This is a genomic window from Lysobacter sp. Root604, assembly GCF_001427505.1.
Taxonomy (GTDB): Bacteria; Pseudomonadota; Gammaproteobacteria; order Xanthomonadales; family Xanthomonadaceae; genus Lysobacter.
In genome coordinates, this window is record NZ_LMGS01000009.1 from 543,735 (window position 1) to 570,724 (window position 26,990).

23 protein-coding genes are annotated in these 26,990 nt (G+C 68.2%); 10 read left to right on the forward strand and 13 right to left on the reverse strand.

Annotated features, from left to right (window positions below):
* Positions 1 to 122 precede the first annotated feature (122 nt).
* From ASD69_RS10750 to mutM, 3 genes are all read right to left on the reverse strand, one after another.
* The gene (locus ASD69_RS10750) at positions 123 to 2,945 is read right to left on the reverse strand and encodes a serine/threonine-protein kinase (RefSeq protein WP_056177670.1); all 2,823 of its coding nucleotides are present in this window, start codon (positions 2,943 to 2,945) and stop codon (positions 123 to 125) included.
* 12 nt (positions 2,946 to 2,957) lie between these two features.
* A complete protein-coding gene (locus ASD69_RS10755) occupies positions 2,958 to 3,521 on the reverse strand; it encodes an ECF-type sigma factor (protein WP_056177672.1) in 564 nt (187 codons plus the stop codon).
* Between the two features lie 95 nt (positions 3,522 to 3,616).
* Complete coding sequence (gene mutM / locus ASD69_RS10760; RefSeq protein ID WP_056177674.1) at positions 3,617 to 4,429, reverse strand: bifunctional DNA-formamidopyrimidine glycosylase/DNA-(apurinic or apyrimidinic site) lyase; 813 nt, start codon at positions 4,427 to 4,429, stop codon at positions 3,617 to 3,619.
* A gap of 60 nt (positions 4,430 to 4,489) precedes the next feature.
* On the opposite strand from mutM, the gene ASD69_RS10765 reads away from it, so the two are divergent.
* The 5 genes from ASD69_RS10765 (at position 4,490) to ASD69_RS10780 (ending at position 8,403) form a co-directional block, all read left to right on the forward strand.
* On the forward strand, positions 4,490 to 5,383 hold the full coding sequence (locus tag ASD69_RS10765) for a CHAD domain-containing protein (protein ID WP_162250643.1): 894 nt from the start codon (positions 4,490 to 4,492) through the stop codon (positions 5,381 to 5,383).
* Positions 5,384 to 5,689: 306 nt separating this feature from the next.
* Positions 5,690 to 6,895, forward strand: coding sequence for a fatty acid desaturase (locus ASD69_RS10770; protein WP_056177678.1), 1,206 nt, complete (start codon positions 5,690 to 5,692; stop codon positions 6,893 to 6,895).
* A 208-nt stretch (positions 6,896 to 7,103) separates the two neighbouring features.
* Positions 7,104 to 7,697 (forward strand): redoxin family protein, encoded by a 594-nt coding sequence (locus ASD69_RS22235; RefSeq protein ID WP_056177680.1) that lies wholly within the window; start codon positions 7,104 to 7,106, stop codon positions 7,695 to 7,697.
* Entirely contained in the window at positions 7,694 to 7,867 is a 174-nt protein-coding gene (locus ASD69_RS21905; protein WP_157489505.1) for a hypothetical protein, read from the forward strand. Before ASD69_RS22235 ends, ASD69_RS21905 begins: the two co-directional genes overlap by 4 nt.
* Positions 7,868 to 8,052: 185 nt before the next feature.
* A complete protein-coding gene (locus tag ASD69_RS10780) occupies positions 8,053 to 8,403 on the forward strand; it encodes an EF-hand domain-containing protein (protein WP_056177682.1) in 351 nt (116 codons plus the stop codon).
* An 18-nt stretch (positions 8,404 to 8,421) separates the two neighbouring features.
* Here the strand turns inward: ASD69_RS10780 and ASD69_RS10785 are convergent, their stop codons facing one another.
* Both ASD69_RS10785 and ASD69_RS10790 read right to left on the reverse strand, forming a co-directional pair.
* Positions 8,422 to 8,934, reverse strand: a complete 513-nt coding sequence (locus tag ASD69_RS10785) for a hypothetical protein (RefSeq protein ID WP_056177685.1) — start codon at positions 8,932 to 8,934, stop codon at positions 8,422 to 8,424.
* A 79-nt stretch (positions 8,935 to 9,013) separates the two neighbouring features.
* Entirely contained in the window at positions 9,014 to 9,637 is a 624-nt protein-coding gene (locus ASD69_RS10790; RefSeq protein ID WP_056177687.1) for a CGNR zinc finger domain-containing protein, read from the reverse strand.
* 79 nt (positions 9,638 to 9,716) lie between these two features.
* On the opposite strand from ASD69_RS10790, the gene ASD69_RS10795 reads away from it, so the two are divergent.
* Positions 9,717 to 10,823 carry an arginase family protein gene (locus ASD69_RS10795; RefSeq protein WP_200943982.1) on the forward strand — a complete coding sequence of 369 codons (1,107 nt, stop codon included), beginning with the start codon at positions 9,717 to 9,719 and terminating at the stop codon, positions 10,821 to 10,823.
* Positions 10,824 to 10,940: 117 nt separating this feature from the next.
* Here the strand turns inward: ASD69_RS10795 and ASD69_RS10800 are convergent, their stop codons facing one another.
* The 5 genes from ASD69_RS10800 to ASD69_RS10820 form a co-directional block, all read right to left on the reverse strand.
* Complete coding sequence (locus ASD69_RS10800; protein ID WP_056177689.1) at positions 10,941 to 12,896, reverse strand: FG-GAP-like repeat-containing protein; 1,956 nt, start codon at positions 12,894 to 12,896, stop codon at positions 10,941 to 10,943.
* Positions 12,897 to 13,083: 187 nt separating this feature from the next.
* Positions 13,084 to 13,482: a cupin domain-containing protein gene (locus ASD69_RS10805; RefSeq protein ID WP_056177691.1), complete on the reverse strand. Its 399-nt coding sequence runs from the start codon at positions 13,480 to 13,482 to the stop codon at positions 13,084 to 13,086.
* An 18-nt stretch (positions 13,483 to 13,500) separates the two neighbouring features.
* A complete protein-coding gene (locus ASD69_RS10810; RefSeq protein WP_056177693.1) occupies positions 13,501 to 13,959 on the reverse strand; it encodes a hypothetical protein in 459 nt (152 codons plus the stop codon).
* A 188-nt stretch (positions 13,960 to 14,147) separates the two neighbouring features.
* Entirely contained in the window at positions 14,148 to 15,812 is a 1,665-nt protein-coding gene (locus ASD69_RS10815; RefSeq protein ID WP_056177695.1) for an MFS transporter, read from the reverse strand.
* Between the two features lie 18 nt (positions 15,813 to 15,830).
* Positions 15,831 to 17,231: a DcaP family trimeric outer membrane transporter gene (locus ASD69_RS10820; RefSeq protein ID WP_056177697.1), complete on the reverse strand. Its 1,401-nt coding sequence runs from the start codon at positions 17,229 to 17,231 to the stop codon at positions 15,831 to 15,833.
* Between the two features lie 257 nt (positions 17,232 to 17,488).
* On the opposite strand from ASD69_RS10820, the gene acs reads away from it, so the two are divergent.
* Complete coding sequence (gene acs, locus ASD69_RS10825) at positions 17,489 to 19,441, forward strand: acetate--CoA ligase (RefSeq protein WP_056177699.1); 1,953 nt, start codon at positions 17,489 to 17,491, stop codon at positions 19,439 to 19,441.
* A gap of 179 nt (positions 19,442 to 19,620) precedes the next feature.
* Here acs and ASD69_RS10830 read toward each other — a convergent pair whose 3' ends face one another.
* A complete protein-coding gene (locus ASD69_RS10830; RefSeq protein ID WP_056177702.1) occupies positions 19,621 to 19,983 on the reverse strand; it encodes an endonuclease domain-containing protein in 363 nt (120 codons plus the stop codon).
* A gap of 89 nt (positions 19,984 to 20,072) precedes the next feature.
* Between ASD69_RS10830 and ASD69_RS10835 the strand changes: the two genes are divergently transcribed.
* A complete protein-coding gene (locus ASD69_RS10835; protein WP_056177704.1) occupies positions 20,073 to 20,741 on the forward strand; it encodes a response regulator transcription factor in 669 nt (222 codons plus the stop codon).
* 54 nt (positions 20,742 to 20,795) lie between these two features.
* On the opposite strand, the gene ASD69_RS10840 is transcribed toward ASD69_RS10835, so the two are convergent.
* Complete coding sequence (locus ASD69_RS10840; protein WP_162250644.1) at positions 20,796 to 22,184, reverse strand: alpha/beta hydrolase; 1,389 nt, start codon at positions 22,182 to 22,184, stop codon at positions 20,796 to 20,798.
* 245 nt (positions 22,185 to 22,429) lie between these two features.
* Between ASD69_RS10840 and ASD69_RS10845 the strand changes: the two genes are divergently transcribed.
* Both ASD69_RS10845 and ASD69_RS10850 read left to right on the forward strand, forming a co-directional pair.
* Positions 22,430 to 22,936: a hypothetical protein gene (locus tag ASD69_RS10845; protein WP_157499153.1), complete on the forward strand. Its 507-nt coding sequence runs from the start codon at positions 22,430 to 22,432 to the stop codon at positions 22,934 to 22,936.
* Positions 22,937 to 22,964: 28 nt separating this feature from the next.
* Positions 22,965 to 23,453 carry an SRPBCC domain-containing protein gene (locus tag ASD69_RS10850; RefSeq protein WP_056177709.1) on the forward strand — a complete coding sequence of 163 codons (489 nt, stop codon included), beginning with the start codon at positions 22,965 to 22,967 and terminating at the stop codon, positions 23,451 to 23,453.
* Between the two features lie 30 nt (positions 23,454 to 23,483).
* On the opposite strand, the gene ASD69_RS10855 is transcribed toward ASD69_RS10850, so the two are convergent.
* Complete coding sequence (locus ASD69_RS10855) at positions 23,484 to 26,924, reverse strand: PAS domain-containing hybrid sensor histidine kinase/response regulator (RefSeq protein WP_056177710.1); 3,441 nt, start codon at positions 26,922 to 26,924, stop codon at positions 23,484 to 23,486.
* Positions 26,925 to 26,990: the final 66 nt, after the last annotated feature.

The following is a 26,990-nucleotide window of genomic DNA, read 5'->3' on the forward strand; positions in this document are numbered from 1 at the left end:
GTCTCGGGGCCAGCCGGGAAGAGGAGCAGGCCGTGCTCAGGCTCTAGCCAAACGCCAGCGCGAACTCGGATCAGACAGTTTTCAATCGCAAGCCGCACGCATTCCGTGGCATGACGCGCCGACTAGCCCCCGCAATTCGCCCGAATCCCATCAATCTCACGCCCGATCGTGCTTCCATCCGGCCGTTGCGTCGCCAAGGTGCGATGCAGCACGTCGAGGCGTTCGCGCGCCTGCGCGCGAGCCGGGCCGATGCAGCGCACGCGTGAAGCGTAGGCCTGGGCCAGCCAGCCGATCTTGCGTAGTTCGGCGTCCGAGTTCGGCAGCGCCGATAGCGCATCCAGTTGCGCGAGCGCGTTGGCGTCGCCGGCCAGGGCCTGGACGTAGGCCAGGCTGAGTTCGGCGCGGCGGGTGTGCGAATGCGCGCTGCCATAGCCGCTGCGGGTCTGGCGCACGGCTTCGCCTAGCAGGGCCATGCCGCGGTCGCGTTCGCCCAGGGATAGTCGTACTTCGCCTTCGAGGCGGTCGGTGTCGCCGAGCAGGGGATGGTCGACGCCGTAGCGTGCGTCGCGCAGGCGGCGCGATTCCAGCAGCAAGGCTAGGGCTTCGCGATCGCGGCCCTGTTCGTGCAGCACCATCGCCAGGTTGAACAAGGTGCCGGCCAGGCGGCCGGTGTCGCCGTGTTTGCGCGCGATCTCGATCGCGCGGCGCAGGGCGTGCACCGCTTCGGGCAATCGGCCGCGTTCCCAGGCGATTACGCCCAGGCTGTTGTAGGTGGCACTGAGGTCGGTGTGATCGGCGCCCAGGCGCGAGGTCAGCAGGTCGCGGATCTCGCGGAATTCGTCTTCGGCCAGGGCGAAGCGGCCCTGGTCGACATGGATCGCGGCCAGCTGGCGGCGCGCGGCCAAGGTGGTCGGGTGCTGGCTGCCGTTGACCTCCAGCGCGATCGCCAGCGCGTTGGCGGCTTCGCGTTCTGAGGCATCGGTCATGCCCAGGTCGCGTTGGCGCGCGGCGATGTTCCAACCGATCTCGACCAGCAGCGGATGTTTTTCGCCGCCGCTATGACGCAGTTGGGTGCGCGCGCGCTCGAAAGCTTCCAGTGCGGCGCGGGTCTCGCCGACATCGGCCTGCAGGCCGGCCAGGTCCATCAGGTTTTCGACTTCGCCGACGTCGTTGTGCAGTACTTCGCGGCGCAGCGCGAGCGAGCGTTCGAAAAGCTGGCGCGCGCCCTGACGCTCGCCGTTGATGCGCCGGCAACGGCCGAGCTGGGAATAGAACTCGCTGGCCTGCGTCGGCAGTTGCGCCTGTTCGCGGCGCGCGTTGTCCAGCCAGGGTTGCATCAGTTCGATGCAGGTGCGCGATTCGCCGAGCAGGCGCAGTACCTGGCCGCGCTGGGTCAGCGATTCCAGACGCAGGCTGGCGGGGATGTCGTCGGTGAGATCGATGATGTTGGCCTGACGATCCAGCAGGGTCTTGGCTTCGTTGTAGTCGCCCAATCCCGTGCGCAGGCGCGCGACCACGCCCAGCAGTTCGGCGCGCGCGCGCGGCTGGCGCGCGAGTTCGCGGTTGCCGCGCGCGACCGAGGCGTCGAGCAGGCCGCGCAGGTCCAGGGCCTCGCCTTCTGGCGTGCCGCGCGCGTTCTCGAACAGGCCGACCATGAAATCCTGCATCGCTTGCGCGCGGCTGGCTTCGCGCACCGCCTGGCGGGCCTGCCAGGCCACGATCGCCAGCGCCGCGCCCAGCACCACGGTCACCAGGGTCGCGGTGGCCAGCGCCCAGCGATGGCGCTGCACGTACTTGTGGAAGCGATAGCCCAGGCTTTGCGCGCGCGCCTGTACCGGGCGCCCGGCTTCGAAGCGCTGCAGATCCAGCGCCAGCGCTTCGACCGAGGGATAGCGTTGCTCGGGCCGCTTCGACAGGGTCTTGAGCACGATGTTGTCGAGATCGCCGGCGAGCTGGCGCGCGTGCCGGCGCAGCGCCGCGCTGTCCGGCGGCGGACCTTCTTCGCCGGTGCTCTCGGCGTTGCGCAACACGGTCTGCGAGGGGCGCAGCGGATCGGCGGCCAGGATCGCCTCTTCCCACTCGGCGTCGGTCTGGCGCTTGAGCCGGTAGGGCTTGGTCTCGGTCAGCAGTTCGTACAGCACCACGCCCAGCGAGTAGACGTCGGTCATGGTGGTGACCGGCTCGCCGCGCACCTGTTCCGGCGCGGCGTAGTGCAGGGTGAAGGCGCGCACGCCGGTGCGGGTCTGCTCCGGTATCGGCACGTCGGTATCGAGCAGTTTGGCGATGCCGAAATCGAGCAGACGCACGTCGCCGCCCGGCGTGACCATGATGTTGGACGGCTTGAGGTCGCGGTGGACGATCAGATTGGCGTGGGCGTGGCTGACCGCGTCGCAGATCTGCTGGAACATGTGCAGCCGCTTGTCCAAGGGCGTGGACTGGTTGCGGCAGTAGTCGGTGATCGGCTCGCCTTCGACGTATTCCAGCGCCAGGTACGGCAGGCCGTCGGTGCTGATGCCGGCGTCGAGCAGGCGCGCGATGTGCGGATGCGCGAGGCGCGCCAGGATCTGGCGTTCGCGGGTGAAGCGGATACGCAGGTTGGTGTCGGCCAAGCCGGGGCGCAGCAACTTCAGCGCGACGCGGCGTTGATAGAGGCCGTCGGCGCGCGAGGCCAGCCAGACCTGGCCCATGCCGCCTTCGCCGAGCAGGCTTTCCAAACGGTAGGGGCCGACGGTGCTGCCGGCGCGCGCACCGGCTGGCGGTGCGACCAAGGGCTCGGCCAGGAAGTCTTCGTGACCTTCTTCCAGCGCGATCAGGGTCTGCAGTTCGTCGGCGAGCGCCGGGTCTTCATCGCGCAGCTCGCTCAGGCGCGCCGCGCGCGCCTGCGGTTCAAGCTCGAACAGGGCGTCGAGCAGGGGGGACAGCCGTTGCCATCGCTCGGCGTCCACGGGCGGCGATGCTCAGCTGTCTTTGAGCGACGCCAGCAGGAACAGGCGGGCTTTCTGCCAGTCGCGGCGGATGCTGCGTTCGGAGCGCTGCAGCAGCGCGGCGATCTCCAGTTCCGACAGCCCGGCGAAGTAGCGCAGCTCCACCACGTGGGCCAGGCGCTGATCGACCGCGGCCAGCTTGGTCAGCGCGGTGTCCAGGCCCAGCGTTTCCTCGTCCAGGCGCAGGCCGCCTTCGACGTCGTCGGGCAGTTCGGTGACCCGGTGCAGGTCGCCGCCGCGCTTTTGCGCCAGGCGCTGGCGGGCGTAGTCCACGACCACGCTGCGCATGGCCGAGGCGGCGTAGGCGAAGAAATGGGCGCGGTCGTCGAACTGGGCCTCGCGGCGTCCGACCAGCTTGAGGTAGGCCTCGTGCACCAGGGCGGTCGCGTCCAGGGTCTGCCCGTGCTGGCCGGCGAGTTGGCGCCGCGCCATGGTGTGCAGTTCCTGGTACAGGGTCGCCAGGACGCGGTCGAGCGCCCCCCGGTCGCCCTCGCGTGCGGCATCCAGCAATAGGGTGATGTCAGCGCTTTCGGCCATCGTGTTCCCCGGGGCAAGGCGCGACTATAACGTGTTCATCTTAGGCCGGCGCATTCGCCGGTTGGCATCAAAATTGCCTAGAAGGCTGTACCCAGTCAACGCTGGCAGTGCCCGCACCAGACCGTCGTGCGCTGGCCCACCGAGGCCTGTTTCAGGGCCCGGCCGCAGCGCGGGCAGGGCTCGCCGCCGCGGCCGTAGGCGGCCAGCTCCTGTTCGAAGTAGCCCGGCGCGCCGTCGGGGCTGATGAAGTCGCGCAGGGTGGTGCCGCCGCGCTGGATCGCGTAGCCCAGGATGGTCTTGATGGCGCCGGCCAGTTCGCCGTAGCGCTCGCGCGAGACCTTGCCGGCCGCGCGCAGCGGGGATACTCCGGCCGCGAACAGGGCCTCGGCGACATAAATGTTGCCGACCCCGACCACCACGCTCTGGTCCATGAGGAAGGTCTTCACCGGTGCCTTGCGGCCGCGGCTGAGCTCGAACAGGTAGTCGCCGTGGAAGTCGTCCGACAGCGGTTCCGGGCCGAGCGCGCGCAACAATTCGTGGGTCTCGCCCGGGCGCTGCCAGAGCAGGCAGCCGAACCGGCGCGGGTCGTTGAAGCGCAGCACGCGGTCGGAATCCAGCAGCAGGTCGACGTGGTCGTGCGCGCGCACCGGCGTGTCCGACGGCAGCACGCGCAGGCTGCCGGACATGCCCAGGTGCAGCAGGGCGCTGCCGATCGCGGTGTCCAGCAGCAGGTACTTGGCGCGCCGGCGCACCGCGGCGATGCGCTGGCCGGGCAGGTCGGTTTCGATCTCGTGCGGGATCGGCCAGCGCAGGTCGGGCCGGCGCAGGATCGCGGCGACCACTTCGCGGCCTTCCAGGTGCGGCGCCAGGCCGCGGCGGGTGGTTTCGACTTCGGGCAGTTCGGGCATGGCGCAAGCGTACTATCGTCGCGGCGGACCGCCAGCGTCGCGGTCGTCACCGGAGCTCGCGTGCCCGATCCCGCCACAGACAGCGCCGCCGTCGCGAACGCGCTGCGGGACTACGCGCTGCGCGAGCTCGACGCCGCCGCGGCCCAGCTCGCGCGTCGCGGCGGGCAGCTGCACGAAGGCGTGCATCAGGCGCGCAAGAGCCTGCGCCGCGCGCGTGCGGTCCTGGCCCTGGGCGACGCCGCCTTGGGGCCAGGCAGGCCTCTGATCGATCGCGAACTGCGCCGTCTCAATCGCGGCCTGTCGTCGCTGCGCGACGCCCATGCTCTGGTCGAAACCCTGGACCGGCTGCTCGCGCGCAGCCCGGACCCGGACGCCCTGCGGCTGCTGCGCCGCGCCCGGCGGGCGGCCGCGAGCGCGCGTGCCGAACACGCGCGACAGGCCCTGGCCGCCGACCCCGAGCTCGGTGGCCGCCGGGCGCTGCTGGCGGTGCTGCGCGCGGGCGCCGCCGCCTTGGATTGGCCCCGGCTGCAGGCCGAGTCGCTGCAGCAGGCGATCGCCGCCAGCCGCGCGCGCATGGATCGCGCCGGCGTGCGCGCCCGCGAGCGGGGCGATGACGAGGCCTGGCATCGCTGGCGCCGGCACGCCCGCCGCCTGTCGCAGCAGCGGCGCGCGCTGAAAACCGCCGGGCTGACGGTGCGCGCCCCCGATCTGGACCGGCGCATCGCCGAGCGCCTGGGCGTGGCCCAGGACCTGGCTTTGTTGCTGGGCCACTGCGGCCGCGACTCGCCGTTCGCGTCGGACGACCGCAAGGCGCTGCGCCGCTACGGCCGCGATCAGCAGGCGCGCGCGCGACGGCGGATCGAGGCGGCGCTGGCGGCGTCGGCCTGCTCCGAGCGCGACGCCGTCCCGCCGCCGCAGTCGCCGGCCGGCGAATCGGAAGGGCGCGGCAGCTAATTAAAAATGGCGGCATGTTCACGCACTAATGGCGGGAGATAACGGGCGTTCGCCATCCGGCCACCCGCGGCCAAGGGCGGTGGCGCCGCCGCGACCCCCTACGCCGACTGAAACCGGTGCCTCGAGCAGCCGGCCTCCGTCTTGCGCCCAGACCCGGCGACCCCCATCACAGAACCAGCCCGTACCGGCGCGAACGGTACGGTAGGGGTGGCATCATCCCGCGCGGGAGCGTGCTTCGCGGCGCCTCCTCCTCCGGCCCGCACGCGGGCCGGTCGTCGATTTCAGATCCGCCCCGGAGTTCCACCCATGCTCGCTTCCTTGCTCGATTTCCTCGCCGGCGGCCTGATCCAGGCCAGCTTCTGGGAACTCGTCGTCTATTTCCTGGTGGTCACCCAGCTCACCATCATGTCGGTGACGCTGTACCTGCACCGCTCGATGGCGCACCGCTCGGTCGACTTCCATCCGGCGTTGGCGCACCTGTTCCGCTTCTGGACCTGGCTCACCACCTCGATGATCACCAAGGAGTGGGCCGCGATCCATCGCAAGCACCACGCCAAGTGCGAGACCGAGGAAGACCCGCACAGCCCGCAGTTCAAGGGCATCGACACGGTGATGTGGCGCGGCGTCGAGCTCTACCGCGCCGCGCGCGGCGAGCGCGAGGACATCGAGAAGTACGGCAAGGGCTGCCCCGACGACTGGATCGAACGCAAGCTCTACACCCCGCACGCAACCAAGGGCCCCACCCTATTGCTGCTGATCAGCTTCGCCCTGTTCGGCTTCGCCGGCGTGGCGATCTGGGCGCTGCAGATGCTGTGGATTCCGTTCTGGGCCGCAGGCGTGGTCAACGGCCTCGGCCATTGGTGGGGCTATCGCAACTTCGAAACCGCCGATACCGCGACCAACCTGACCCCCTGGGGTTTCTGGATCGGCGGCGAAGAGCTGCACAACAACCACCACGCTTTCCCAAGCTCGGCCAAGTTCGCCCTGCGCAAGTGGGAGTTCGACATCGGCTGGTTCGCGATCCGCGGTCTGGAAAAGCTGCGCCTGGCCAAGGTGCTGCGGGTGGCGCCGTCGCTGGATGTGCGCCCGAACATCGCCATGCCGGACGCCGAAACCCTCAAGGCCCTGCTCGCGATCCGCTTCCAGGCCATGACCGATTACTACCGCAGCGTCACCCTGCCGGCGCTGCGCGAAGAAGCCGGCAACGCCGGCGACCGCATGCGCGCGCTGCCGCGCAAGCTGCGCAAGGGCCTGGCCGACGGCGGCCGCTGGCTCGACGGCGACGCGCGCGAGCGTCTGCAGAACTGGGTCGCCGAGCGTCCGCGCATGGCCACCCTGGCCGATTTCCGCCAGCGCCTGGCGCAGGTGTTGGACGATCGTTCGCACGATGCCCAGGCCACGCTGCAGAAACTGCACGCTTGGTGTGCCGAGGCCGAGGCCAGCGGCATCCAGGCCCTGGAGGCGTTCTCCGCACGCCTCAAGGGTTACGCACTGGCGCCCGCGCGCGCCTGATCCTGCCGCGCCGCAGCACGCCCTGAAGCCCGCGCAGCGATGCGCGGGCTTTTGTTTGCGCGCCGCGCGCCGCCGCATCTTCACACCGAAGTCTCACTGTGACGCGTTCGGTTGCGGCGCTCGCGTCGGCGGTGTTAGCTTCGATGCAGGACGCGATCGGCGCGGCATGCGCGCGATACGCAGGCGTAAGCCACAGGGAGGTGCGTGTATGCGCAGGGAGAGCTATGCCTATGTCGCCTTGGCGCTGGCCTGCGCGTTGGTCGTGGTGCTGGGCGTGCAGAATCGCCAGCTGCGCCGCGACTACGCCGCACTGATCGACGAAGGCGTCCGGCCGCAGGTCGGCACCTGGCTGCCCAGCACCGACGCCACCACCCTCTCCGGTCCTTCCGTCGTGCTCGGTCGTGCCGTCGGCGAGCGCCAGGTGCTGTATTTCTTCGATCCCAGCTGCCCGGTTTGCGAGGCCTCGGTGCCCGCGATTCTCGACCTTGCGCGCGGCTTGCAGCGGCTAGATCCCAAGCAGGTACAGATGCTGGGCGTTGCGCGCCCGGACGCGCCCGGCCTGGGCGCTTATCTGCGCGCGCGCGGCTTCGGCTTTCCGGTCGCCTTGTCGACGCCGAAGATCCGCGCCTTGTTCAAAGTCAATCTGGTGCCGCTGCTGGTCGTGGTCGACCGCGACGGCCGCGTCGTCTATTCGCATGTCGGGAAACTCGATACCAAGGAGCAGGTGCCCACCATCCTGACCGCGTTGCGCGCCACGGAACGGCATGTCGCGGTTGGATCATCGCAATGGAGAGAACGATGAAGAACCTGAACAAGCGTCTGCAGGCGGTCGTGTTCGCGATCGCGATCGTCGGCACGCTGGGCTTCGGTGCCGCACAGGCGTTCGGCACCGATCCCGACACCGGCTGCCCGACCAAGCCGGGCTGCAAGTACGGCGGCTACCGTACCGGCGGCTGCTGCGTGTTGCCGTAAGCGATTCGATCAGCTCCCCCCGGGCGATTCCCTGTTATCGCCCACGTGCGGCCGGCCCCCGGGCCGGCCGCACGTCCTTACGGGGCGTCGCCGGCTGAATCGTGCCCCACGCTGCGCGTTACCGGACTTGTCTGCGCCGCGCCCGCAGGTCAGGCTGCGCAGCATCCCGATCCGGTTTCCCGCGCATGCGTCGTCCGCTGCTTCCAGCCCTCGCGCCCTGTCTACTCGCGCTGCTGCCCGCCCTCGCTGCGGCCCAGGTGCGTTCCACCGGCGACTACCTCTCGCGCATGGATACCGACGGCGACGGCAAGGTGTCGCTGCTCGAGTACCAGGACTGGCTGAGTTACGGCTTCGACGCGATGGACAAGGACCGCAACGGCGTGCTCGATCCCAACGAGTTCCCGCCTGGTCGTCGCGGCGGTACCGCGCTTACCCGCGAGCAGCACCGCGCCCAGCTCGCCGAAACCTTCCGCAAGCAGGACCGCAACCGCGACGGCACGCTGGACGCGCGCGAGCTGGCGTCGCCGCCGCAATAGATCCGCTGCCCGCGCGGCTCAATCGCAGCCGTCGCGTTCGCCGTCGAAGTAGGTCTCGACCACGCGCCCGTCGCCGTCGACGCGTTGGATCGATAGACGCTCGTCGCGGGCTTTGACCACGATCCACTCCTTCGCGCCATCCTGCGCATACGCGGCGACGTGGCCCGGGCCGCTCAGCAGCGCGGCGCCCACCTGCGGCACGCGCGCATAGTGGCTGAGCAGGCGCGCGTCCAGCGCCTGGTAGTTCGGCACCGGCCGACGCAGCCCCAGCGTGCTGCCGTCGCGCGCGAACATCAGATCCAGACGCGACACGGGCGGATCGCCGTAAGCGCTCATCGCGTGGCCGCTAAGCGCGCCTTCGATCTCGCGATCGGGCAGCAGGCGCAGGAAACCGTCGACCGGGCCGCCCGGTGTCGCGCGCGTGGCCCAACAGCCGCGCACGAAGTCGATGTCGTCGGCGGCCAGGGCCGCGGCCGGGCAGACGCCGATCAGGATCGCGATGGACAGCAGGGCGGTGCGGATCGGGGCCATGGCGTACTCCGGAATCTACGCACCCTAGCATCGGCATCGTCGCGCGGCGTTGACGCGTATGCGCCTCGTCTTGCGCCATTCAGCGCGCGGTCGCGCCGCGTTGTTGGTGCCGGCGCGCCTTGGCCACGTTGCCGCAGGTGGCCATGTCGCACCAGCGCCGGCGCCCGTTCTTGGACGTGTCGATGAAGACCCAGCCGCAGTCGTGGCCGTCGCATATGCGCAGGCGGTCGAGCTGGGCGTCCTTGAGCAGATCGATCGCATGCGCGACCACCGTGTGCGCGATCAGGTCCGGACCCGAGCGCTCGACCGACCACTCCGCCTGCAGACGGCCCTGACGCGCGACCAGGCGGGCCGCCGCCGACGCGGCCAGGCGCGCCTTGTCCAGCACCGCCAGATTCTCGGCGGGAGGCGCGGCATCTTGCGAGAGCGCGTACAGGATCGCGCACAGGGCTTCGCGCAAGGTCTTGCAGCGGCCCAGCGCGGCCGCCGCCTTGGCCGGATCGGCCTGGCTCAGGCCTTCCAGTTGGGCCAGGTCGGTGCGCGCGTAGTGGCCGGATTGACGCGCCCAGCGCAGCAGCGCGTCGTAGTCGTCCAGCCAGTCGCGCGGCTGCGTGTCGCGCGCGGTGACCGTATTGACCAGGTCGAGCGCGAGGTGGCCGGCGACCAGGTCGGCGGGCTTGAACGCGTGGTGTTCGATGCGCATGCGTAACCTGCTAAGCGATATTGACAGGTTATGCTTGCGCGCATATAACCGTCAAAACATATTTCAAAGGTTATGCGTCATGGGCCGGAATCTGCGCCTCGCGCGCCGCTGCCTCGAAACCGGTCTGCTCGCCGCCAGCATGGGTGTGGCCACCGGCGCCTGCGCGCCCATCGCCTCCGCCGACGATGCCTCGAACCCCACCGCCAAGGCCCCGCCCATGACCCGCATCGTCGTCATCGACGCGCCCAGCAATCTCGGCCTGCGCCCGCCCGCACCGGGCGTCGAACCGGGTGCGCGCAAACTCGCCGCGGCCCTGCGCGACACCGGCCTGGTCGCGCGCCTGGGCGCGCGCGAGGGTGGCCGCGTCGACGCGCCCGCGTACTCGCCCGATGCCGACCACGCGGTCGGCTTCCGCAACGGCACCGCGCTGGCTGCGTACTCGCGCACGCTGGCCGACCGCCTGGAACCCTTGCTGGGCCGCGACGAGTTCGTGCTGGTGCTGGGCGGCGACTGCAGCGTGCTGCTGGGCTCCAGCCTGGCGCTCAAGCGCCGCGGCCGCTACGGCCTGGCCTTCGTCGATGCGCACGACGACTATTCCTACGCGCGCGACCGCAAGCGCTACCGGGGCATCTACACCGCCGCCGGCCTGGACCTGGGCCTGGCGACCGGGCACGGGCCGGCGGCGCTGACCGATATCGACGGCCGATCGCCCTATCTGCGCGAGTCCGACGTGGTCCAGCTGGGCCTATCGCGCACGCCGGCGGACAGCGAGTTCGCGGCGACCGAGTCCTACGACGCGTCCGGCATCCACACGCTCGGCGTCGACGCCATTCGCCGCGACGCGCACGCGGCCGGCGCTGAGGCGCGCGCCCGCCTGGAGGCGGCCGACACCCAGGGCTACTGGATCCACGTCGACGCCGACGTGCTGGATGCGCGGGTGATGCCGGCGGTGGATTCGCCCAACGAGCGCGGCCTGAGTTTCGGACAACTGCGCGCCTTGCTGGCGCCATTGCTGGCCAGCCCGAAAGCGGTGGGACTGGAGCTGACCATCTACGACCCCGACCTCGATCCCGACGGCCGCTACGGCGCGCGCCTGGCGCGCACCATCGAGGCCGCGTTCGCGGACAGCGGGCGTTTCGCGATCAGGTCCGACAGCCCGCCGCGCAACCGCGGAGCGCAACGCTAGGCATGTCGAGTGCGGATAACGCTACAGCGCATATGACGGCCCGATGCGCGAAGATACGGAAGCGGCCGTAGATCGCAACGGCGCGCCCTCGATGAACATCACATGCAGGCAGTCGCGCTAGCGGAGGCAGCGTATCCCTTCGATGCCGCGCGTGCAGATTTCCTTGCGCTGATCGCCGTCGAGATCGCCGATCATCAGCGGAAGCGCATAGGCCGGCCTTCCATAGCCATTGGCGCCAGTCATCAGGCGATTGTCGACATGATGATAGGCGGAGAATCGTGTTCCATCAGAGAATGCGCACGCGACACCGGTCGTATACTGACCGCAGATATCGGCCTTGCCGTCTTGGTTCATATCCGCCAAAGACAGCGTGTGGAAGTAGACGCGTTCGTCGCCCGACACGGCTGGGATATTCCATCGTTCTTGATCGGCAAACGCGCTGCTCCACCACGTGGGCGGCAAAAATCCGGTGCCGGATGAAAGCGAGCAGATGATGCCGTAGCTTGCCCGGCCGCATAGGTCGGCGCGACCGTCGCCGTTGATATCCCCAAGGCGCAGCGTGGCGGCGTACTCGCGGTGATTCCAGGCATTGGCATTGTCGAAGCTCCCGGTGAGCCAACGTTCCCCCGCGGAAAACGAGGTGCCATTGAATCGCTGGCAAATGATGCCTGCGGCATCGCGTCCGCAGACGTCCGGTCGACTGTCGCCGTCGATATCCCCCATCTGGATGGAGGCGTACATGGATTCGTCGGCGCCCCAGCCGCCGGCATCGGAAAAGACACTGCCCGTGAACCAGGTGCTCGGTGTTGCGAAGGAGCTTCCAAGGGATCGAAAACAATAGAGTCCGTCGCCACCGCGCACACACATGTCCATGCGTCCGTCATTGTCCATATCCACCATCTGAGCGGTGGACGAGTACTTCGCATGCGACCAACCTTGGCTGTCCGGCAGGTCTCGCCACTTGGTTGACACGCGAGTTTGTCCGTTGATGCAATGGATACCATCCACGCGTTTCCCACAAATATCCGGAACGCCGTCGCCGGTGACATCGCCCATTCGGATCGAGCGATAGTGGCCGGCGACCTGTGCGGTACCGGAGGCGTCGGAGAACCCGTCAGAGAACGTTTCGATATTCAGCCGATTGTTCAGGCCGGTCATGCCTGGGATGGCATCTAGCGAGGTGAACACGTACTTCGTGTCCGGATCGGATCTGAGCAGCTCGATCAAACGCTTGGTGAGGCGAAAAGAGTAGTCGCTGCCGACCGCATTCGGCATGCGATCGTGCATCTGGATGATGCCGCTTTTTGCGACGCCGCCACGGATACTGCGAGAATAGCCGCTTAGGTCGGCGGGATTGGTTCCATAGATTCTTTCGGCACAGGCCTCCGGCGACAATGTCGGGTTGCTGATGCTGCTGTCCATGCAGGACCAATCTGCGCCAAGGTAGTCGTACAAGATAGGGCCTGCGACATGCTGAAGCGCAGGCTCGCCGTGCAGCAGATCGTACGGTGCTTGGCCCCAGTTGTTGGACGGCGCGCGAAAGAACGAGTAGCCGTCGCGTTGATACGGCGCGACTAGGGACTGTGTAAGCAGTACGTCCTGCTTGATCTTGGTCGGTCCCGCTGTGGCCAGGTCTCTGTTGAGGGCGTAGTGCAGTTCGGTATGGTTACCGACCTGTTGATCCGCGGCTACCAGTTCCTCAAGGGTGCTGGTCGGATATTGCTTTAGTTGTGAGCACGGCGCGCCTGCGCCGCGCCCGGTGAATCGACACCCATTGACGAAGAAGGTGGCCCGAATGTTGCGCGTTTGCAGATAGCGCGCCATCTCGACGCTATGCTCGTCCAAGCCGTCATCGTAGGTCAGGACGACGTATCCAATCGGGAGATTGTCGCCAATGACCTGAGGCAACGAGAGGCCGAGCTGCGTGGTCGGGTATTCGGCGATGAAGCCATCGCGAGTCGCTGCTTGAGTATTCGATAGGATGGTCGCGCCGACGATCGCGAAGCTTAATTGAAGGGCCGTGCGTGCAAGCGACGCCCTGGCCAAGCGAGCATCATGATTCGAGAGGTGCATCGTGAAGTCGTCCCTTGGTCGTCCGATGGATGTTGCCGGCGACGAGAGAATTAGCACGATTTCGTACACGATATTGAAGCGTGCTTAGGCCCCCGTTGATTCGACATGCCTTGTCGCACACAAAAGGCATCGAGCTTGAGCTAGTACTGCCTATGCGCTATGCAAAGCCAGCGCCGTTTTCGCCCTACTAGGCATCATCGAAGCTGCAGGGCAGCGGCGCTTCGTCGATGTCCTCGTAGGCCTCGGGCCGGAAGCGCGGCGAGCAGATCGCCAGGAACACCAGATCGCCGTGGCCCAGGTTGGCGATGCGTTGGCGGCAGTCGGGCGGAATCAGCACCACGTCGCCCGGTCCGACCTCCTGCGGCGGCAGGTCGCCGATCTCGGCGCGGCCCAGCCCTTCGACGATCACATAGCGCTCGGCCGTGCCGCGCAGACGGTGCCAGCGTGTGGTCACGCCCGGCACGACCCGAGTTCGTGCGATCGACAGCTGGTCGTCGTCGTCGCTGTTGGACAGCTCGACGATGTGGCATTGCTCGGAGATGTAGAACTCGGTGGACGGGTCGTAAGGGCGGATCGTCGGTCGCATGTCAGGCTCCGAAAGCGCTCACAGGCCAGTGGCCGATTGGCCGCGCAGGTGGCCCCGCCTGCACTGTGGACAGATCTCGCCCTGCACGAAATCCATGCGCAAGGATCCGATCGTGCGGCAATCGGGGCAGGCGGTGGATGCCAGGGTGCAGCGTTCGCCGAGGCGGGTGGCTTCGATGTCGTAATAGTCCAGCGTCGTGCCCGTGTCCTCGATCGGGCAAGCCGCCGGCGCACCGCGCTTGGGTTTGCGCGCGGCGGCTGCGGTCGGCAGGTATCGATACAACGGCATGCGCTCGCCGTCCTCCGCGCCGCGCACGCCGCTGGTCATCGCGTGATAGCGCTGCAGGCAGTGGCCGCAGATCACCCGGTAATGGCCGTTCAACTCCGGGACCCAGCCGCGCAGGTCGTAGGAATGACTGCTGGAGAATACGAAGTCGCAGGCATCGCAGTCGTAAAGCTGGCCCCAGAGCGATCCCATAACCCGTCACCGCGAAGTGTCACTGGACCCGAAGCATAGGCGCGCGACGGACACGCGCCAAGCGACGATGCTTTGGAACGGTGCGGCGCGAACGCGCGGACCGACGATGGCGGCGTCGCAAAGAACAACGCCGGCTTGCGCCGGCGTTGTTCTTACCGCATACGACGTGGGGTCGTTCGGGGGCGACCTCAGTCGCGGATATCGACGTTCTTGGTTTCGGGCAGGAACAGCGCGCCGATCACCACCGTCATCGAGGCGATGATGATCGGATACCACAGGCCGCTGTAGATGTTGCCGGTGGCCGCCACGATGGCGAAGGCGGTGAACGGCAGGAAGCCGCCGAACCAGCCGTTGCCGATGTGGTAAGGCAGCGACATCGAGGTGTAGCGGATGCGGGTCGGGAACAGCTCGACCAGCCAGGCCGCGATCGGTCCGTAGACCATGGTCACCAGCAGCACCAGGAAGGTCAGCAGCGCCACCACGACCGGGGTATTGACCTGGGCCGGGTCGGCCTTGTCCGGGTAGCCGGCGGTCTTGAGCGCTTCGGTCAACTGCTTGCCGAACGCGTCGGACTGGGCCTTGAACTCGTCCTTGCCCAGCGCCTCGCCTTCGAAGCTGCTCAGGTTGGCGCCGCCGATCGACACCGTGGCCACGCTGCCGGCCGCGGCCGGGGCGTTGATGTAGGGGATGCCCTTCTTGGCCAGCGCCGCCTTGATGATGTCGCAGGATTGCTTGAACGTCGCCTTGCCGACCGGGTCGAACTGGAACGCGCAGCGCTCCGGGTCGGCGCTCACCGTGACCGGCGACTTCGCCACCGCCGACTCCAACGCCGGATTGACGTTGTGGGTCAGGGCTTTGAACACCGGGAAGTAGGTGACGGCTGCGATCAAACAGCCCGCGAGCACGATCTTCTTGCGTCCGATCTTGTCCGACAGCCAGCCGAAGAAGATGAAGCCGCCGGTGGCCAGTGCCAACGCGATCGCGATCAGGATGTCGGCGCGGTTCGGATCCAGGCCCAGGGTCTTGGTCAGGAAGAACAGCGAGTAGAACTGGCCGCCGTACCAGACCACGGCCTGACCGGCGGTGGCGCCGAGCAGGGCGAGCAGGGCGATCTTGCCGTTCTTGGAGAAGAAGCTCTCGGTGATCGGCGCCTTGGAGGTCTTGCCCTCGGCTTTCATCTGCTGGAACAGCGGCGATTCGGCCAGCTGCATGCGGATCCACACCGACACGCCCAGCAGCACCACCGAGACCAGGAACGGAATGCGCCAGCCCCATTCTTCGAACGCTTCCTTGCCCAGGTAGTTGCGGCAGCTCCAGATCACCAGCAGCGACAAGAACAGGCCCAGGGTCGCGGTGGTCTGGATGAAGCTGGTGTACAGGCCGCGCTTGCCGTTGGGCGCATGCTCGGCCACGTAGGTCGCCGCGCCGCCGTACTCGCCGCCCAGCGCCAGGCCTTGGGCCAGGCGCAGCGTGATCAGGATGATCGGCGCGGCGATGCCCATGGTCGCGTAGCTGGGCAGGATGCCGACCAGGAAGGTCGCCAGGCCCATGATCACGATGGTGACCAGGAAGGTGTACTTACGCCCGATCATGTCGCCGAGGCGGCCGAACACCAACGCGCCGAACGGACGCACCGCGAAGCCTGCGGCGAAGGCCAGCAAGGCGAAGATGAACTGGCTGGTGTCGTTGAGGCCGCCGAAGAACTGCTTGCCGATGATGACGGCGAGCGAACCGTACAGATAGAAGTCGTACCACTCGAACACGGTGCCCAGGCTGGACGCGAAAATTACTTTTCGGTGGCCTTTGGTGAGTTCGCCGGAGCCGGGCGATGCGGTAGCGGTGACGCTGGACATGATGCGTTCCCCTAGAGTTTAGAAGCTGTACTTGACGTGCGTCTGCAGGCGGTTGAGTTCGCCGGAGTCGCCGTTCTCGAGTTCGCGCTTGCCCCAGATCAGCTCCGCGCCGACGTCGAGCTTGGGCAAGGGAGAATAGATCAGGTTGATATGCGCCGACTGCGCCGACTTGGTGATGCCCAGGCCGGTCAGCGCGGTCTCGTTGTCGTACTGCGCGCGCGAATAGAACACGTTGCTGCGCAGCTTCGGGCTGAACACGTGGCGCCAGCCGACGAAGCCGCTGATCAGGTCGATGTTCTCCAGATCGCCGTTGGCGTCGAGCACCGCGTCGTTGTTGAGCGCCAGACCGACATAGCGGCCGATGCCGCTGCCGGCGGTGACCATGTAGCGCAGGTCGTCGCTCTTGCCGAGGTTGAACTTGCCCGAGACGCTGGCGCCGTAGCCGGTGCTGCTGTCGTTGGCCGGGCCGTTCTGGTACTTGAGCTGGCGCGCGAGCAGGCCGACGCCGAAGTGGCCCCAGTCGCCCTTGGCGGTGTAGCGCGCGGTGATGTCCGGCATCGTGCCGTCGTCGCCGGCGACCTGGGCCATGTTGCCGCGGAACGGCGTGTACACGGTCTCCGGGTTCTCGATCGAGAACGACCACGGGCCCTTGGTGTAGCGCAGCTGGGCCTGGCGCACGAACACGGTGCCTTCGGTGGGGCCGAGGAAGTCGACGGTGTCCGGCAAGGCCGCGGTGTCCTGGAAGTTGGACCAGGCCTGGCCGGCCAGCCAGTTGTTCCAGGTCACGTAGGCCTGGCGCAGGGTGAGCGCGTAGGTGTTGGTGGCGATCTCGTTGCCGGTGAAGGCGGTGGTGCCGCCGCCGAACAGGTCGAACTCCAGGTAGGCCTTGAGCTTGTCGCCGCTGTCCAGGTCGGTGTCGGCCGCGAACCAGAAGCGCGAGAAGTTCGCGCCCATGTCGGTGTCGGTGCCGCCCTCGCGGGTGCGGCCGCCGCCGACCGGGATCGCCTTGGGCACGTAGAACAGGCGTCCGACCGAGCCGTCGGCGATGTCGCCGTCGTTGGTCTGGGTGACCGAGGCGTCGAGCTTGATGAAGCCGCCGTAGCTGAAGCGGGTGCCCGGATTGGCGCCGGGCGTGATCGCCGCGGTCTGCAGCGCGGGCTTGCCGGGCGCCGCGGCCGGTGCCGCCGGCGCGCTGGCCTGAGCGGTCTTGACCTCGGCGATCTGGCTTTGTTGCTGCTGCTGTTGCGAGACCAGCTGCTGGACCATGGCTTCGAGCTGGGCGACGCGCGCCTCCAGCTCCTTTTCCTTCGCCGTCTGGGCGTAGGCCATACCGGGCAACGACAGTGCGACCAGCAATGCCGCGGCCAGCGGGCGCCGCCGGATCGCGCTCCCCGCCGGCGATGCGATGCGAATGGACATGATTCCCTCCCGAGGAATGCCGCGCAGGACGCGCGACTGCGGCCAGCCTGCGCGCCGGGCCGGGGAGGGGCCATTCGCCATTGGTCGTAAAAAGCCGTGTTCAGATGGCACATACGACCATGGTCTAAACCACGGTCACGGCGGCTATCGTGGCGGATGCGGCACACTGGAGGTTCGCCCACGCCTGCGCGCGAACCTTAGTCGGCCCACACCCCGTCCACACTGACCCGTCCCACGTCCAACCGCCGGAGCGCCCCATGAACCAACCCGCCACCGTCTATCCCGTTGTCGCGGACTTCGCCGCCCAGGCGCGGATCACGCGGGAAGACTACGAGCGCCTGTACGCCGAATCGGTGCAGCAGCCCGAGGCGTTCTGGGCCCGGGTCGCGCAGCGTCTGGACTGGTACACGCCGCCGACCAAGATCAAGGACGTCAACTACGCCCTCGACGATTTCCGCATCCGCTGGTACGAGGACGGCGAGCTCAACGCCAGCGTCAATTGCCTGGACCGCCACCTGACCACGCGCGGCGACAAGACCGCGCTGCTGTTCGAGCACGACGATCCGAACCTGCCGGCCGAACACGTGACCTACCGCGAGCTGCACGCGCGGGTCTGCCGCCTCGCCAACGCCCTGCGCGCACTGGGCGTGCGCAAGGGCGATCGCATCACCATCTACCTGCCGATGATCCCGGAGGCCGTGGTCGCGATGCTGGCCTGCGCGCGCGTCGGCGCGATCCACTCGGTGGTGTTCGGCGGCTTCGCGCCCAATTCCATCGCCGACCGCGTCGCCGACTGCAGCAGCAAGCTGATCATCACCGCCGACGAGGGCCTGCGTGGCGGAAAGAAGATCCCGCTCAAGGCCAACGTCGACGCCGCGCTGAAGATGGCGGGCACCAATTCGGTCGAAACCGTGCTGGTGGTGCGCCATACCGGCGCCGCGGTCGACATGCAGATGCCGCGCGACCGCTGGTACGACGCGGTGGTGCACGGCCAGCCCGAGATCTGCGAGCCCGAGCGCATGAACGCGGAAGATCCGCTGTTCATCCTCTACACCTCCGGCAGCACCGGAAAACCCAAGGGCGTGCTGCATACCACCGGCGGTTATCTTGTCTACGCCAGCTATACCCATGAGGCGGTGTTCGACCTGCGCGAGGACGACATCTACTGGTGCACCGCCGACGTCGGCTGGGTCACCGGCCACAGCTACATCGTCTACGGTCCGCTCGCCAACGGCGCGACCGCGCTGGTGTTCGAGGGCGTGCCCAACTATCCGAACGTGTCGCGTTTCTGGGAAGTGATCGACAAGCACCAGGTCACGATCTTCTACACCGCGCCGACCGCGATCCGCGCCCTGATGCGCGACGGCGACGAGCCGGTCGCGCGCACCTCGCGCAAGTCGCTGCGCCTACTGGGTTCGGTGGGCGAGCCGATCAATCCCGAGGCCTGGCGCTGGTACCACGAAGTCGTCGGCGATTCGCGCTGCCCCATCGTCGACACCTGGTGGCAGACCGAAACCGGCGGCATCCTGATCACGCCCCTGGCCGGCGCGATTGATCTCAAGCCCGGCTCGGCGACCAAGCCCTTCTTCGGCGTGCAGCCGGCCCTGGTCGACGCCAACGGCGCCGTGCTCGAAGGCGCGGCCGAGGGCAACCTGGTGCTGCTGGATTCCTGGCCCGGCCAGATGCGCACCGTCTACGGCGACCACGCGCGCTTCATCGAGACCTACTTCAAGACCTATCCCGGCAGCTATTTCACCGGCGACGGCTGCCGCCGCGACGCCGACGGCTACTACTGGATCACCGGCCGCGTCGACGACGTGATCAATGTCAGCGGCCACCGCATCGGCACCGCCGAGGTCGAGAGCGCGCTGGTGCTGCACCCCAAGGTCGCCGAGGCGGCGGTGGTCGGCTTCCCACACGACCTCAAGGGCCAGGGCATCTACGCCTACGTGACCCTGATCGCCGGCGAAGCGCCCAGCGAGGACCTGCGCAAGGAACTGGTCGCGTGGGTGCGCAAGGAAATCGGCCCGATCGCCACCCCCGATCACCTGCAGTGGGCGCCCGGCCTGCCCAAGACCCGTTCGGGCAAAATCATGCGCCGCATCCTGCGCAAGATCGCCGAGAACGCGCCGGACCAGCTGGGTGACACCAGCACCTTGGCGGATCCGTCGGTGGTGGAGAGCTTGGTCAACGACAGGTTGGGGAAGTGAGGGGGAGGGGCAACAGCAAATCCCCCCTAACCCCCCTTTTTCAAAGGGGGGGATCTGGTGCGTCGCTGTTCGTTGCCTCGCGCAGTTCCGCGCACATCGCATTGCTGCCGAATCCGCCTTTGCCTTTCCCCCCTTTGAAAAAGGGGGGCTGGGGGGATTTGCTTTCCCGCCACCCGCGGTCAACGCATTCGCTCACTGACCGCCGCCCAAATCGCAGCCATCACCTCCTCGGTCTCCAACAGCACCTGCCGGTTATCGAATCGCAGCACCCGCAAGCCCATCGCCGCCAGCGCCTCCTCGCGTATCCGGTCGGCCGCCAACGCCTCCGGCTCGAAATGCTGCCCTCCATCGACCTCCACCACCAACATCGCGGCGGCGGCGTAGAAGTCCACCACATAGATCGCGAGCGGCTTTTGCCGATAGAACCGAACACCCTCGATCTGCCGTCGCCGCAAACGCAACCAAAGGCGCTGTTCCGCGGCGGTCATCGCGCCGCGCAAACGACGAGCGGGTCGTTTCAGGTCTTTTCGATACGGCAACATGCAGGTATTGAACCGTTCGCGGCACCTATCGCGACAGACGGTAGATGCCGCGTCGTAGCGCAGGAAAACCCCTACCCAGGAGCGCAGCCATGGCTACCCTGCTGATCGCCGACGACCATCCGCTGTTCCGCGAAGCCCTGCGCGGCGCGGTGGCGCGGGTGCTGCCCGATGCGTCGCTGCGCGAGGCCGACAGCGTGGATGCGCTGTATGCGCTGGTCGAAGCAGAGTCCGACGCCGACCTGCTGCTGCTGGATCTCAACATGCCCGGTGCGCAGGGATTCAGCGCTCTCGTGCATCTGCGCGCATTGCACCCGCAGTTGCCGATCGTGGTGGTGTCGGCGCGCGAGGAGCCGGCGGTGATGCGACGCGCGCTGGATCATGGCGCGGTTGGCTTCATCCCCAAGTCGGCCGACGCGGCCACCCTGGGCGAGGCGATCGCCAGCGTGCTAGCCGGCGATCGCTGGGCGCCCGCCGCGGCCCTGTCGGCGCCGGCCGCCGCCGATGACGAACACGACGCCGCGCAGCGCCTGCGCGATCTGACGCCGCAACAATTCCGCGTGCTGCAGATGCTGGGCGCGGGCTTGCTCAACAAACAGATCGGCTACGAGCTGGGCGTGTCCGAAGCGACCGTGAAGGCGCACGTGACCGCGATCCTGCGCAAGCTGGGCGCCAACAACCGTACTCAGGCGGTGCTGATCGCCGGACGTCTGGCCTTGGACCCGGGCGCGATCGTGCTGCCGGCCGAAGAGGGCGAGTAGCGAAGTGTCCATCGCGGCGCAGGCGCGGGACGCCTCCGCCGGACTCGATCGCGATCAAGCCGCGGCGTCGTCGATCGGCGCGAATCGCCGGTCCAGCCAATCGCTTATCGTCGCCAGCGCCAGCGGCGAAAAGGTCTCCTCGATGATCGGATACTCGTAGGCTTCGCCGCTGATGCAGGACTGGAACAGATGATTCAGTCCCGGTAGTTCCCGCAGGGTGCAGTCGCGATGTTGGGTGGCGGCGAGCGTCCGACCGATCGCCTCCAGATTGGTCCTTGCGGGGACCTGCACGTCGCGTTCCCCATTGAGCGCCAGCACCGGCGCCGAAATGCGCGCCAGCGTTCGCGCCGGGTCGAAGCGCAGCGCCGAGCGGAACCAGACTTGGTTGTAGCGCGCCAGCCAGTCGCCGGCGTTCGCCTGCGCGGTCGCGTCGGCGCCGTGCGCATGGGCGATGGCCACGATGCGCTCGGCGTCGATCGCCGCATCCGCCGGCATATCGGCGAGTTCGCGGAACAGCGCGCGAGCGAACGCGATATGACGCTCGACGACGTCGGTCGTCGCGCCGCTGCGTCGCAGGGCCTCGCCCTCACGTAGCGCCAGTACCTCGCCCATCGGCAGTCCGGGGCCGGCCATCGAAATCAGGAACGCCGTCTCCTCGCGCTCCGCCGCGAGCCATTGGCCGATCGCGCCGCCCATGCTGTGGCCGATCAGGCCGACCGGCGCGGATCGCAGCTTCTGTCTTGCCAGCAGGAAGTCGAATGCAGCGGCCATGTCCTGCGCCTCGTCGGCCAGCGTGATCGCCGACCGCTCGCCGCCGGATTCGCCGACGCCGCGGTCGTCCAGCCGCAGCACGGCGTAGCCGCACCGGCTCAGATGGTCGGCCAGCACCCAGAAAGGTTTGTGGCCGAACACGGTTTCGTCGCGGTCCAACGCGCCGGATCCGTTGATCAGCAGCGCCGTCGCCCGCAGGGTGCCCGCGCGCGGCATCGTCAAGGTTCCGGCCAGCTGTATGCCGGCGCGGCGGTTGGCGACGCGGATCGCTTCGATGGCGTAGTCGAAAGGCGGTTGCGGCGTTTGCGGCCGCAGCGGCGGCGTCGGCGCCACGTCGCCCGCCTCCAGGCGCATCGGTCGGCGCTGGTCCTGAAACAGAAACTCGCCGTCGATACGGCTGCCATCCACGCTCAGTTGACCACGGTACCGGCCTAAAGAGCGGCTATTGAAACTGAGCAGGCCCTGCAGGTACTGGGCTTCGGTAAAGACGAAGCCGCCGCGTCCTTGTTGCGGAAAATCCGCGGTGATGGCGATACCGTCGCCCGACGATTCGATCAGCAGGCGCACCGCAAGCGGCATGCCCGACACGGTGACGGTACCGCTCCAATAGCCCAGAGGTATGGGGTGCGTGGAAGTGCGCCGTCGGTAGGCGCTGGATTCGGGCCTGTTCAAGGGGCATCGCTCTGGAAATCCGGACGCGCGATTCGCGTGCGGAAACTTTATCGATCGCATGAATTTGCGCGCGTTTCTTATCGACAGCCGTTCACCGAGGGTCGTAAAATGAATCGTATGGGGAGCGAGAAACGCGGGCGCGTTTCCAGCAAACGAAAGCCCAGGCGGCGCAAGCGCGATGCGGCTCTTGTACGATTGAAATACCGAAGTTCGGCCGGGCAGTCGCCATGCGTAACGGAGCCTGTGTGAGATCCCGCAAGCTATCGATGCTGTGCGCGCTGCTCGCCCTCTGCGCGAGCCCGTTGCTGCACGCGGGCGACGACGATTGCAGTTTCGATCAGGGCTACCAGGTCAAGCGTTTGGCCGAGCGGGCGGCGCGCCATCCCGGCGGTCGAGTGAGCGCTGACGGACACGAAGTGTCTTGGCGCATGGCCGATGGCAGCGTGCTGAGCGTGGAATACGCGGGTTGCGTCGATCTGGCGGCGAACGTCACGCTCCGCTATCCCTCCGATCGACGTCCCGACAACCGGATCGCCTTGCGCCGATTGTTCGCGGCGGTATCGACGTATTGGTCGCCTGCCGACGCCGAGCGCATGGTGGCCGCGTTCGCGAGCCATGCGTTCAGCGTCCGAGCCGACAGCCGCGACCTGGTCGAGCTGGACCTCACGCGCGATGAGGGCTCGCAGTTCCCGCTGGGCTTGACCCTTTCGATCACGCCTACAGAGCTTGCGGTCACTTGGAGTGATGGTTGATGCACTCGTTCGCGAACCAGGCACGCACATGAGCGTCGCATCGGAACGCGACTACCCTCAGCTAGTCGAGAAATCCATCCTGATCCAGGCGCCGCAGGCCGCGGTCTGGGCCGCCCTGACCGAAGCGCATGCGCTCGAAGCCTGGATGTCGGACGAGGAGTTCGCGGTGCAGACCGACTGGACCCCAGGCGGTCCGGTGGTCTTCCGCGGCCTGCTACACGGCCGCCTGCGTTTCGAAAATCGAGGTGTGGTCCAGGCCTTCGAGCCGCCGCGCCTGCTGCAATACACTCACTGGAGTTCGCTGTCGCGGCGGGTGTTTCCCGATCTGCTTGAGCACCATGTCGTGCTGCGCTTCGCGCTGGCTCCCTCGGGCGGCGCCACGCGCGTGGACCTGACCTTGAGCAACCTGGGCAACTACGCCGTGTACGGGCACATCAACTACTACTGGGAAATCGCGTTGCCGGCATTGCGGCGTTACTGCGAAGCCACGGTCTGCACGCAGACGCAGCCACCCTGATGCGCGGATTCGATCCGCTGCGGCGCGCCCTCAAGCCGATACGGTCTGCCGCTGCGCGGCCAGGAACGCGCGTAGCGAAGCCGGCTTGATCGGCTTGGTGAGCACGTGGCAACCGCGTTCGCGCGCGGCCAGCTTGAGCGCATCGCTGCCGTCGCCGGTGAGCAGCGCCGCCGGCAGGGTGCGTCCGGCGCGCGCGCGCAAGGCATCGACCACGCCCAGGCCGTCGAGCCGGTCGTGCAGGTGGAAGTCGACCAACGCGACATCGGGTTTCTGATCCATCAGGGCCAAGGCCTCGTCGACCGTGGCCGCGATCAGCGCGGTGGCCTGCCAGCGGCTGAGCAAGGTGCGCATGCCGTCCAGGATCTCCAGGTCGTTGTCGACGCACAGCACGCGCAAGCCGGACAGCGAGTCGGCGATGGCCGGCGCGGCGGCGATGCGCGCGCGCGCGGTGCGCCCGCAGGGCACGGCGATCGAGAACACGCTGCCGCGCCCCACGCGCGAGCGCACGCGCAGCGGATGGTCGAGGGTGCGCGCGATGCGTTGGCAGATCGACAGGCCCAGTCCCAGGCCGCGCTCGCCGCCGACGCCGGGCTGATCGAAGCGCCGGAACTCGTCGAAGATCTGCTCGAGGTGATGCTCGGGTATGCCGGGGCCGGTATCCCAGACCTGCAGTTCGACTTGGCCCTGGCGCGCGCGCGCGGCCATCAGCACGCCGCCCTCGCGGGTGTAACGGAAGGCGTTGGCGATGAAGTTCTGCAGCGCGCGCCGCAGCAGGCGGCGATCGCTGCGCACCGGCATTTCCTCCAGCGGCACGCGCACGCGCAGCTGCAGCCCGCGGCCGGTCGCGCTGGGCGCGTATTGCGCAGCCAGTTCGCGCAGCAGTTCGCCGGCGTCGAAGTCGGTGGGTTCCGGGCGCAGGGCGCCGGCGTCCAGGCGCGAGATGTCGAGCAGGCCGTCCAGCAGATCCTCGGCCGCGCGCAGCGAGGCATCGACGCGTTCGGCCAGGCGGCTCTGCTCGTCGGCGTCGGTGGTTTCGCGCAGCGCGGTGGTGAACAGGCGCGCGGCGTTCAAGGGCTGCAGCACGTCGTGGCTGACCGCGGCCAGGAAGCGGGTCTTGGATTGCTGCGCGGCCTCGGCTTCCTGGGTGCGTTGTTCGACGCGCTGCTCCAGGTTCTCGTTGGCTTCTCGCAGGGCCTGCTCGGCGCGCTTGTAGTCGGTGACGTCGCTGTAGCTGGTGACGTAGCCGCCGCCCAGCAGCGGGCGGCCGACCATCTCGATCACCTGGCCGTTGGCGCGCACGCGCTCGAACACGTGCGAGGCGCCCGCGCGCAGGTGGGCGAGACGGCGCCGCACTTGCGCGTCGATGTCGCCGGCGCCCATCTCGCCGCGCTCGGCGTTCCAGCGGATCAGGTCGCTGACCGGACGGCCGACGTAGAGCATGCCGTCGGGGTAGTCGAACAATTCCTGATAGCGGCGGTTCCAGGCCACCAGGCGCATGTCGCGGTCGACCACGCTCACGCCCTGGCTGATGTTCTCCAGCGTGGTCGACAGCACCTGGCGGTTGAAGCGCAGTTCCTGATTGGCCTCGTCGAGCAAGGCCACGACCTCGCCCAACTCCATGCCCGAACCGCGCAAGGCGCTGGTCAGGGTGAGGCGCGCGGAGGCGGCGCCGATCGCCGAGGCCAGCAGGCGTTCGGTGAATTGCGCCAGCGCGCGGTCGGCGGGTTGGTCGGGCAGCCAGGTGCGGCCCTGCGCCTGCGCGTATTCCTCGAACGCGCGCCGCGCGTGGCGCTCGCCGACGATGCGTTCGGCCAGGGTCAGCAGTTCGCCGCTGCGCACGCTGCCGGCCCAGCCGCCCGGGCCCAGCGCGGGGCGCTGCACGTAAGGATCCAGATAGGTCGCGGCCAGCAGTTGGTCCTGCAGGCGCGGACGCTGGCGCACCGAAACGAACAGGAAGAAGCCGATGTTGAACAGCAGCGACCAGAAGGTGCCATGGGTGAGCGCGTCCCAGCCGGTGAGCCCGAACAACTGCTCCGGACGCAGCCAGGACACGCCCAGCGGGCCGTGTTCGATCCAGGCGGTGTCGAGCCAGCCCACGCGCGCGAGCGCAGGCAGCAGCAGCGTGTAGAGCCACAGCAGCGCGCCCGCGAGCAGGCCCGCGAACGCGCCGGCGCGACTGGCGCCGCGCCAGTACAGGCCGCCGATCAGCGCCGGCGCGAACTGCGCGACCGCCGCGAACGCGAGCAGGCCGTGCTGGGCCAGGCTGTCGGCGCCGATCGAGGCGCGATGGTAGGCATAGGCCATCATCGCCAGCACCAGGATGGTCGCGCGCCGCACCCACAGCACTTGGCGGTCGATGCCCTGGGTTTCGCGCAGGGCGCCGCTGCGCAGCAGCAGCGGCACGACCAGGTCGTTGCTGACCATGGTGGCCAAGGCGACGCTGGCCACGATCACCATGCCGGTCGCGGCCGAGAAACCGCCGATGTAGACCATCAGCGCCAGGGTTTCCTGCTTCAGCGCCAGCGGCAGGGCCAGCACGTAGGTGTCCGGCGATACCGAAGTGCCGCCCAGCACGGCCTGACCGGTCAAGGTGATCGGCACCACCAGCAGACTGATCAGGGCGAGATAGCCGCCGAACAGCCAGCGCGCGGGGCGCAGGTCGTTCGGGTCCTGGCACTCCACCACGGCGACGTGGAACTGGCGCGGCAGGCACAGGATCGCGGCGAAGGCCAGCAAGGTCTGGGCGACGAAGCCCGGCGGCAGGCCGGGTGCGGTGACCACGCGCGCGGCCTGGCCCACGCGCGCGGCCAGGTTGCCGTCGCCGGGCAGGTGGGCGAGCGCGAACACGCCGATGGCGACGAAGGCGACCAGCTTGACCAGCGATTCCAGCGCCACCGCCAACACCATGCCGTGGTGGTGTTCGGTGGCGTCGATCTGGCGGGTGCCGAACAGGATCGCGAACACCGCCAGCATCAGCGCGACATAGAAGGCCGGGTCGGCGAGCAGGCTGGCGTCGGAGGGCACGCCGGCCAGCACCTCCACGCTCATCGCCACGGCCTTGAACTGCAGGGCGACGTAGGGCACCGCGGCGGTCAGCGCGACCGCCGCCACCAGCGCGGCCAGGCCGGGCGCGCGGCCGTAGCGCGAGGACAGGAAGTCGGCGATCGAGACGATGCGGTGCTCGCCGGAGATCAGCACCAGGCGTTCGAGGATGCGCCAGCCGAAGGCCAGCATCAGCAGCGGGCCCAGATAGATCGGCAGGAAGCCCAGGCCGGTGCGCGCGGCGGTGCCGACCGCGCCGTAGAAGGTCCAGGACGAGCAGTACACCGCCAGCGCCAGCGAGTACACGGCCGGACGCAGCCAGCGCAGCTTCGGGGTACGCGCGGTGCGCTGGTCGCCGTAGTAGGCGACCGCGAACAGCAGGCCGACGTAGCCGGCCGACACCAGCAGCAATATCCAGCCTGGGATCACCGCAGGGCCCCTCTGCGTTCGGACAGTCGAGTGTACGGCGGTGGGGGCGGGGCAGGCTGGGGGGCT